The organism is Streptomyces sparsus (genome assembly GCF_054776295.1).
On sequence record NZ_BAAHCA010001744.1, the window covers coordinates 1 to 517 of the forward strand.

Below are 517 nucleotides of genomic sequence, written 5' to 3' on the forward strand. Positions count from 1 at the left end.
CCGGCACCCGCGCGTCGGTGGGAGCGGGCAGGTTGACCCGCAGCAGGACGTCGACCGGGCGCTCGGCGAGGTGGGCGAGCAGCTCGGGGTCGTGGGCGCTCTCCAGGTGGAAGCGTTCGACGCCGAGGTCCAGCGCCTGTCGCAACTCGGCGGCGGTCTTGCCGGGCGCGCCGAAGGCCAGCGGCACACCGGGCGACGTGGCGCGGACGAGGGCCAGTTCCGCGCCGGAGGAGACCTCGAAGCCGCTCAGGTGGGGCGCCAGGGCGCGGAGCAGGGGCGGGTCGGGATTGGCCTTGGCCGCGTAGTACAGCTCGACCTGCTCGGGCAGTGCGGCACGCACCTGCCGGGCGTGCCGGTCCAGGGCGTCGAGGTCGTACACGTAGGCGGGGAGTTCGGTCAGCTCGGCCGCGTGGGCGGCGACCCGGTCGGTGATCACGAGGCACTCCGGGGAGGACGCGCCGCGGACGGGCGGGCGTCGGACGGCCGCGCGTCGGTCGGGCGGGGGGACGGCCGGGAG

General features: G+C 76.6%; 1 pseudogene. It reads right to left on the reverse strand.

The features are described 5' to 3' along the window. A pseudogene (locus tag ACYVE9_RS30610) lies at positions 1-436 on the reverse strand (type III PLP-dependent enzyme); the annotation flags it as partial. Positions 437-517: the final 81 nt, after the last annotated feature.